The 7,833-nt window shown below is 71.8% G+C and carries 12 protein-coding genes; 4 read left to right on the top strand and 8 right to left on the bottom strand.

The genetic code is table 11. The features are described 5' to 3' along the window. Positions 1–1,071: ABC transporter permease (locus G6028_RS06025; protein ID WP_182658333.1), on the top strand; the 1,071-nt coding region annotated here is incomplete at its 5' end. A 69-nt stretch (positions 1,072–1,140) separates the two neighbouring features. Continuing rightward, positions 1,141–1,950, top strand: a complete 810-nt coding sequence (locus G6028_RS06030) for a hypothetical protein (RefSeq protein ID WP_182639291.1) — start codon at positions 1,141–1,143, stop codon at positions 1,948–1,950. Between the two features lies 1 nt (position 1,951). On the opposite strand, the gene G6028_RS06035 is transcribed toward G6028_RS06030, so the two are convergent. Next, entirely contained in the window at positions 1,952–2,281 is a 330-nt protein-coding gene (locus tag G6028_RS06035; protein ID WP_179523207.1) for a DUF4229 domain-containing protein, read from the bottom strand. A gap of 39 nt (positions 2,282–2,320) precedes the next feature. Between G6028_RS06035 and G6028_RS06040 the strand changes: the two genes are divergently transcribed. Next, a complete protein-coding gene (locus G6028_RS06040; protein ID WP_017837921.1) occupies positions 2,321–2,482 on the top strand; it encodes a hypothetical protein in 162 nt (53 codons plus the stop codon). On the opposite strand, the gene G6028_RS06045 is transcribed toward G6028_RS06040, so the two are convergent. The 6 genes from G6028_RS06045 to G6028_RS06065 all read right to left on the bottom strand — a co-directional run bounded on the left by G6028_RS06045 (position 2,479) and on the right by G6028_RS06065 (position 6,304). Further along, positions 2,479–3,000 carry an arsenate reductase/protein-tyrosine-phosphatase family protein gene (locus tag G6028_RS06045; protein ID WP_182658334.1) on the bottom strand — a complete coding sequence of 174 codons (522 nt, stop codon included), beginning with the start codon at positions 2,998–3,000 and terminating at the stop codon, positions 2,479–2,481. The genes G6028_RS06040 and G6028_RS06045 overlap by 4 nt on opposite strands. Before the next feature lie 71 nt (positions 3,001–3,071). Next, positions 3,072–3,848 carry an enoyl-CoA hydratase gene (locus G6028_RS06050; RefSeq protein WP_179523209.1) on the bottom strand — a complete coding sequence of 259 codons (777 nt, stop codon included), beginning with the start codon at positions 3,846–3,848 and terminating at the stop codon, positions 3,072–3,074. Between the two features lie 162 nt (positions 3,849–4,010). After that, a complete protein-coding gene (locus tag G6028_RS17895) occupies positions 4,011–4,145 on the bottom strand; it encodes a hypothetical protein (RefSeq protein WP_259845221.1) in 135 nt (44 codons plus the stop codon). Between the two features lie 62 nt (positions 4,146–4,207). After that, positions 4,208–4,891, bottom strand: coding sequence for a dTDP-4-dehydrorhamnose 3,5-epimerase (gene rfbC / locus G6028_RS06055; protein WP_187700963.1), 684 nt, complete (start codon positions 4,889–4,891; stop codon positions 4,208–4,210). Between the two features lie 53 nt (positions 4,892–4,944). Next, the gene (locus G6028_RS06060; protein WP_182639288.1) at positions 4,945–5,496 is read right to left on the bottom strand and encodes an LpqN/LpqT family lipoprotein; all 552 of its coding nucleotides are present in this window, start codon (positions 5,494–5,496) and stop codon (positions 4,945–4,947) included. Between the two features lies 1 nt (position 5,497). Next, positions 5,498–6,304 (bottom strand): SDR family oxidoreductase, encoded by an 807-nt coding sequence (locus G6028_RS06065; RefSeq protein WP_182617353.1) that lies wholly within the window; start codon positions 6,302–6,304, stop codon positions 5,498–5,500. 194 nt (positions 6,305–6,498) lie between these two features. Between G6028_RS06065 and G6028_RS06070 the strand changes: the two genes are divergently transcribed. Next, positions 6,499–7,365 (top strand): oxygenase MpaB family protein, encoded by an 867-nt coding sequence (locus tag G6028_RS06070; RefSeq protein ID WP_194306866.1) that lies wholly within the window; start codon positions 6,499–6,501, stop codon positions 7,363–7,365. A 91-nt stretch (positions 7,366–7,456) separates the two neighbouring features. Here the strand turns inward: G6028_RS06070 and G6028_RS06075 are convergent. Beyond that, a partial coding sequence (locus G6028_RS06075) for an ElyC/SanA/YdcF family protein (RefSeq protein WP_182658335.1) occupies positions 7,457–7,833 on the bottom strand: 377 nt, incomplete at its 5' end.

Consider the following 7,833-nt stretch of genomic DNA (forward strand, 5'->3'; position numbering starts at 1 on the left):
CTGGTGGGCGTGACCCTCACCTCGACCATGGTCACCGGGATCGCCCTGCTGGGGCCCGCCATCGAGTCGCGACTGGTCGACCGCGTCCCGCTGGACGTTGCCGTCACCGCACCCGACGGGATGTTGCCCGGCGGGCTGCCCGAGCAGCTGGCGGGACTGGACGGGGTGGCGGACTCCCTCGTCGTCGTCGACATGTACGCCCGCGACGACGACGGTAGGCGCACGGTCCTGCGCGTGGCCGATCCGTCACGGGTGGCACAGGTGATGCGCCGCGAGGTCACCCTTCCCGGCCCGGGCGAGATCGTGCTGCCCGAGTCCTCCCCCGTCGCCGCGGACGCCCGTGACGGCGACACCGTCCGGTTCCGCTTCTTCACCGACGACGACGGACGGGACCTCGTCGTGCGCCGCTCGTCCGACCAGTGGGCCCTCGCCGCCCCGGGCAGTGTCCCCGACTGGCCCGTGGCGCACCTGCCGGACGGATCCCCCTGGCCGGAGGGTCAGGAGATCCCGCAGCAGTTCGTCCCGCGCACCGAGCAGTGGCTGCGGATGGACGACGACCTCGAGGGCGAATCCCTCGAGGCGGCGCTCGACGGGGTGAGGTCGGCGGTGGTGGACGCCGACCCGTCGCTGGCGGTCACCGAGACGTTCGCCTCCCGCGACCAGATCGCGGGCTCCGTCCGGACCGTGCTCACGTCCAGTTCGCTCCTGCTGGCGGTGGCGGTGGCGCTCGCACTGGTGGGAGTGGTCAACACGCTCACGCTCGCGGTCCGGGAGCGGACGCGCGAGATCGGGTTGCTCCGCGGCGTGGGCGTCACCCGGACCGGCGTGTGGCTGATGCTCGTCGCGGAGACCGCACTGGTGGCGGCGAGCGCCTCGGCACTCGGGGTGGTCCTGGGTGCGGCGTTCGGCAGGCTCGGCGCGGTCGCCATGGTGGGCCCCGGGATCGCCGGTAACATCGCGCCACCGGTGACCGATCTGATCACGGTGGGAGTCGGTGGGCTCGGGGCCGCCGTCCTCGCCGCCGCCGTGGCCTCACTCGGCGCGGTCCGCACGCGGGCGGCCGGCATCTGACCCCCGGCATGACGTGTTCCACAGCGTCGACCGGTAGCCATCCTTTGACGGAACTGAGACACTATCGTTATGCAAATTCGGGTGCTCCTGTCCGCCGGCGCGATCGCGCTGGTGGCGGCGTCGTGCGCACAGCCGGATCCGCAGGTCCTGTCTGAAGCCCCGGGGTCCGCCTCTGCCACCGAACTGACCTCCGCGGCCGAACCGACCGAGCGTGAGACCCAACCGGGTCGCTTCATCGCGCGGTGCGCGACCGAGGCCGACGGCGGCACCCCCGGGATGACCGTCTTCACGGACGGTAGCCAGAGCGTCACCGACCACTGCCTCAGCCGCTATTACATCGGGGTGCAGCCCGCCCCGGGTGCGCTGTACGTCGCCGACGACGAGACGGGGACCTACGCTCCTCCCCGCCAGCCCGCGGCGGGCACCCCGACCACCCAGTGGACTCCGGCCCAACCGCGGACGGACGTCGGTGTGCAGGATCCGTGGTTCGACGCCGACGAGCCCGACGGGGACCCGGACGAGCCGACGGAGAACGGTCCGGGCGACGGCACCACCGAGGAGACGACACCGGGCACGCCGGTGACCCCACCGGAGGGCACGACGCCGCCGACCACCTCACCGACCAGCCCGCCCACCTCTCCCGGAGGCACGGAGCCCTCCACCCCGGGCGAGGTCGAGACCACCACGACCGGGGGACAGGTCAGCCAACCCACCACCGGATCCACGGAACCGGCGCCGACAGAGGTGCCGACCGCGCCCGGAACCGTCGAGTCCGAACCCCCGGCAGCCCAGAACTCGGTCCTGCCGCCGTTCGGGTGGAGGGGTTCGTTCGGGTCGGAGCAGCTCCCGGCGTTGCCCTGGCCCGCACCGACCAGCTAGGTCAGGCCTCGTCCATCCGACGACGCAGGTCCTCGCGCTTGGCCCGCCGGTCGGCGTCGACCGCCGAGATGTCGGAGTTGATCTCCGCGCGCAGGCGGGTGAACAGGATCATGGACAACGGTAGCGCGACCACCACCGAGAGTATCGCCGCGACGAGCACCGGGACGTCCACCCCGGCGAGGCGGCCGATCCCTATGATGACCAGGGTCAACGCCACGACCATCAGCAGTCTCAACACGGTGTAGAACATCATGTTGCGGGCCAGCCGTGCGCCGGGCCTGGTTCCGGTGGTCACCTGTGCCGGGATTGCCGACTCGTCTCGCTCGCTCATGAACACCAGGATACGTATCGTGGTGTGAAGGAGGTTCGAGTGATCTGGCTGTTCGCACTCATCGGTGTGGTGACCGTGGCAATCCTGCTGTGGCGGGCCTTCGGGCCCGGTTCACGGCCGGCCCCGCCGCGCGTGATCGCACCGGACGACGACCCTGATTTCCTACGGGATCTCGACGGGCGTAAACCCCTGGACCCCTAGCGGGCCAGGAGATCGACGATCGAGTCGACCGCGTGGCTGATCTGCGCCCCGGTCCGGTCGAAGACCTCGGGCTCGCGGCCGATCGGGTCCTCGATGTCCCACGCCGGGTCGTCGGTGTCCACGCCGAGTCGGGCCCGCGCCAGCCCCGCGAGGGTCAGCGCCCGGTCGGCGTCGGCGAGGTGGGCCGCCTCCAGCAGCGTGTAGGTCTTCTTCCACATCAGCGGGGCCATCTCCTGCACGGCGTCACGGTGGGCCCGTGTCGCGGTGAGGACCAGATCGTGACCCTGCAGGAGTCGCGGCGTGAGCAGACGGGAGGCGAAACCCTCGGCGTCGCCGCCGTGGGCCCCGAGTACCCGGCGGGTCTCGGGGTGGATCGCCACACCGTTGACCGCCCTCGTCCCCGCGGAATCCGCGACCACGTCGACACCCGCGTGCGCGGCTCGCACGGAGAGCAGCCGCTCGGCCAGCGGTGACCGACACATGTTGCCGGTACAGACCGTCATCACCGAGATCGCCATGGCGCAGATCCTAGTGGGAGGCCCCCACGACGACGCCCGGCAGGTCACCGCCCGGAACTCCCGGGCGGGCGTCACTCGCCGCGCCACTGCGGGGCGCGCTTGTCCAGGAACGCGGTCATGCCCTCCTGCGCGTCGCACGTGACCGCGTTGGTGGCCATGGTCTCGGCCATCTCGCGGTACGCCTCGCCCTGCGGGAGGTCGATCTGCCGGTAGAAGGCCTGCTTGCCGATCTGCAGGGTCAACGGGCTGGCGTCGGCGATCCGGGTGGCCAGCTCGTCGACACGGGCCCGGAGCCGGTCGGCGGGGACCGCCTCGTTGACCAGGCCCCACTCGACCGCGGTGGCGGCGTCGATCGTCTCACCGGTCAGGAGCATCTGGAGTGCGCGCTTGCGGCCGATGTTCCGCGAGACCGCCACCATGGGGGTCGAGCAGAACAGGCCGATCCTCACGCCCGGGGTGCCGAACCTCGCGGTGTCGACGGCCACGGCGAGGTCGCAGGTCGCCACGAGCTGACACCCGGCGGCGATGGCGTGGCCCTGCACCTCCGCGATCACGGGCTGGCGGATGGCCTGGATCGACTCCATGAGCTCGACGCAGGTGTCGAAGACCTCACGCTCCTCGTCGAGGGTGCGGTCGATCATCTCACCGATCTCGTGCCCGGCGGACAGCGCCGGGCCCGACCCCGTCACCACCACCACGCCGCACGACGGGTCGTCACCGAGGTCGCGGATGGCGGCGGTGGCCTCGCGCATCATCCGCAACGACAGGGGGTTGCGGCGCTCGGGCCGGTCGAGGGTCACGCGCGCGATCGGACCGCTGCGCTCGACGAGGACGTACGGGGTGCTCACTGGGGCCTCCGGGAGGGACGGGAGTGCGTGTCCCCCGGTTCTACCCCGCCGGACGGGTCCGTGGCGCGGGAGTGGGGACCGACGCCCCCGATGGAGGTCGGGACCGCGGCGCCCCGGGGCCACCTCGCCGGGACTACCGGGCCGGGACTACCGGGCCGGGGGTTATCGAGCCGGGACCGGGTGCTCGCCTCCACACCACTTCTCGGCGGGCACGGCCGCCTTGACCTGGTCGACGTGCTGCCCACAGCCGTCCCAGGTGGTCTTGCCGCAGACGGAACAGGCGACAGGATAACACATGGCGTCCTCCTTCATGGGGTTCTCGACCCGACAGGGCGTCGTTCGATACCCCCTAGGGTATGTCAGTCCGCGTTCGGGCGCCACTCCTCGTCCACCCGCGCGGTGGCCTCGCGCAGACGCTCCACGTGAGCCTCGCAGTCCTCCCATCGCGGCAGGCGCCCCGCGGCCGCGACGTCGAGCAGACTCGGGGCGTCGCGGTCCTTCTGGCTCATCACGTGCGTGACCGGGGTGCCGTCGAGCGCGACGGAGGGCCAGTCGATCGCGATGTGGGAGTCGAACGCGTCCACCGCGTGCTCGGCACCCGGTCGCCACCCCTCCGAGCACAGGTACATGACCGTGGACTGCGGCTCCAGCGAGAGGAATCCGTGCGCCACGCCCTCGGGGACGTAGATCGACCGCTGGTCGCTCGAATCGAGGACCACCCCGGACCACTCACCAAACGTGGGCGACCCCACCCGCACGTCCACCACGACGTCGAACACCGTCCCGGACGGGCACATCACGTACTTGGCCTGCCCGGGCGGCACGTCGGCGTAGTGCAGGCCGCGCAGGACCCCCTCCCCCGAGACCGACACGTTGACCTGTGCGAGGTCGAAACGGTGCCCGGTCAGGCGGCGGAAGGTCGGGTCGGTGAACGCCTCGTGGAAGACCCCGCGGTCGTCCGAGATCCGGCGGGGGGTGATCTCCCACGCCCCCGTCACACTCAGCTCGCGTAGCTGCACCGGCGGTCCCGCCTTCCTGGTCAACTGACTTCGATCCCGCCCACCCTAGCGGGACACGCCGCGGCCGCCCGAGTGCGTCAACCCCTCATGGCGCCGACGATCTGGCCTGCCGTCCACTCCCCGATCAGCAGGCAGTCCATCGCCGAGTCGTGCAGGGCCGCGTCCTCGCGCCACCCGGTCACGACGAACTGGAAGACATAGGTCGCCTCGTCGTCGCTCCATCCCACGATCAGGCTCGAGGTGGCCATCTCGCCGGGCTCGGCCGTGTAGGTGCCGCGGAGGTAGCGGTAGATGCTGCGTACGGCGCCGGCGTCCTCGTCCCCCTCGCCCGCGACCTCCTCCAGCACCGTCCAGTCGGACAGGACCTCCGCGGTGGCGACGATCATGGTCACCGCGTCGTCGGTGGACATCGCGGGCGCCACGCGGGCGCAGGTGGCCACGGCGTTGGGCGAGAAGCCGTCGCGGTGGGCCCCCGGGTCCACGTAGATCACCGCCGACGGCTCCGGCGACTCGATCCGCTGCCACGGCGGGTTGTCCACCCACGTCAGCGGTTGCGCGGCCACCGCCATCGGGGGGCTCGCCTCGAGCGAGCGGCCGGTCGAGGCGCAGAACTCCTGGATGGAGGACATGTCAGCCCTGCAGTCCCGCGCCGACGATGTGCGCCCCGCCGTCCACGACGAGCGTCTGCCCGGTGATCCAGTGGGCGTCGTCGGAGAGCAGGAACGACACCGGGCCGGCGATGTCGTCCGGCACCCCCAACCGGCCCGCCGGCAGTGCCGCGGACATCTGCTCCTCGCGGCCGGAGTAGAGGGCCTCGGCGAATCGTGTCTTGACCACCCCCGGCGCCACCGCGTTGACGCGGACGGCGGGGCCGACCTCCACCGCGAGTTCCTGCGTCAGGCGCATGACCAGTGCCTTGGTGGCGCCGTACCACCCGATGCCCGGCGAGGGTGCCAGTCCCGCGATCGAGGCCACGTTGACCACCGCCCCGCCGCGCTCACCGAGACCCGAGTGATAGACCTTCTGCGTCCACGCCAGGGTGCCCAGTGCGTTGACCTCGGTGATCTTGCGGGCGGCCGCCAGGTCCACGTCGACCGTCCGACCGAAGACGGGATTGATGCCGGTGTTGTTGACCAGCAGGTCCACCGGCCCGAACGCCTCCTCGGCCCGGGCCACCACCTCGCGCTGGTGATCCTCGTCGTCGGACTTCCCCGCCACCGCGAGCACCCGGTCCGGCGCACCCAGTTCGGCGACCGCCTCGTCGAGGCCCTCCTGCCCGCGGGCGGTGATCACCACGGACGCACCCTCGGACAGCAGTCGCCGCGCGATCCCCAGACCGATCCCACGGCTGGCGCCGGTGACGAGAGCGGTCCTGCCCGCGAAGCGGTCGGGCACGACGGGGCCGGTGCGGGGGGCGGGAAGGGGGGAAGGGCTCACGTGTCGTCTCCTGGTGCGGTTCGGGGCTCTCGGGTGTGCACTGCCAGCCTAGAGGCCGTGTCCCCGTCGTACGTTCACGGGATTTTCTCAGCCCGCCCCCAGGGAATACCGGCCGACGGGCGGGACGGGAGTTACAGTCGTCGTCAGGACTCAACCGGCCGTCACGCACGGCGCAACTACCCCAGGGCGTGCCCATGTCACCACTTGATCCACGCGGTGCGGCGGACACCCCCGTGTGCTCGATCCTCGACATCCCGGGGCCCCGCTGGTTCCACCCGGGCGACCCGATCTGGCGTGTCCACGGCGACGCGGCCACCCCGATCGGCGTGACCACCGGACTGCTCATGCTGGCCGCCAACCCCGCCTTCGCGGCCGCGCTCACCGCCGCTGACGCGGTCGAGAACCCCTGGTCCGCGGACGGCTACCTGCACGACCTCATCGAGATCACCACGTTCGGCACGGTCGACGACGCCATGGTGACGATCGAGAACTCACACCGCGACCGCTCCACCTTCTCCGGCACCACCGAGCACGGCCGGTACTACTACGGTTCGGATCCGGAGCTCATGGAGTGGGCGCACGCCGCCATCACGTGGGCACTCCTCGCCGCGTACCAGCGCTTCGCGGCGCGGCCGCTCACCCCGGCCGAGTCCGACCGATACGTCAGCCAGACGGCCGGCATCGGGCACCTGCACGGCTGCCGCGTCTCGCCCACGACCGTCCGCGAACTCGAGCAGCTGCTCCGTTCCTCCCGGGACCGCGCCCGTGCGACCTCCGCGGGTCAGCGGGCCGCGACCCGGCTCCGCGAGACGGCTCGCGCGTGCAAGGGGCTCGTCGGAACGTCAGTCACGGCCCACCGCTCGTGCATCACGGTGGTCCACGCCGCCGCTAGTCTCGTCCCCTCCGACGTGCGTCGGGCTCTCGACCTGCCGCACCGCCCCATGGACCGCACCGCCGTCTTCGGCCGGATCTCGAGGGCCCACGAGGGGCTGGGGGCTCCGATGCTCACCACCCGCGCACCCATCGCCGCGCCGTCCGCCATGCGAGCGCGACCCGCCTGACCCGCGACCCGGTCCGCGCACTGGCGCCATCTACGGCCGCCAACAACGGCCGCCACCAGTCACCGCTACCAGTCGCCGCTACCAGTCGCCGCTACCAGTGACCGTTGACCCGGCCCTTGGCGAACCCCGCGATCTCCCAGACCAGGTGCACCGGGAGCATGGGCCAGTCGATGCGCTCGATCGGCGTCATCCGCACCTCCATTCCGGTGGCGGCGCGCATCCACCGACCGGCCCGCAGTGTGTGCGGACGATTGGTGACGACGAGAATGCGCTCCCAGCTCCGGGCCCGCGCGATCGCGGCGACCGCGTGGGCCTCCCCCCACGTCGTCCGTGGCTCGGGGGCGAAGCACACCACCTCGGCCCCGTCGGGGCGATCCGCGCCGGTGCACAGCCGGCGGGCCCTGCGCTCGGAGTCGCCACCCGGGTTGGACACCAGCAGCGTGTCGGCGTACCCCGCCTCCACCAGGT

The organism is Dietzia cercidiphylli, assembly GCF_014145145.1.
Classification (GTDB): domain Bacteria; phylum Actinomycetota; class Actinomycetes; order Mycobacteriales; family Mycobacteriaceae; genus Dietzia; species Dietzia natronolimnaea.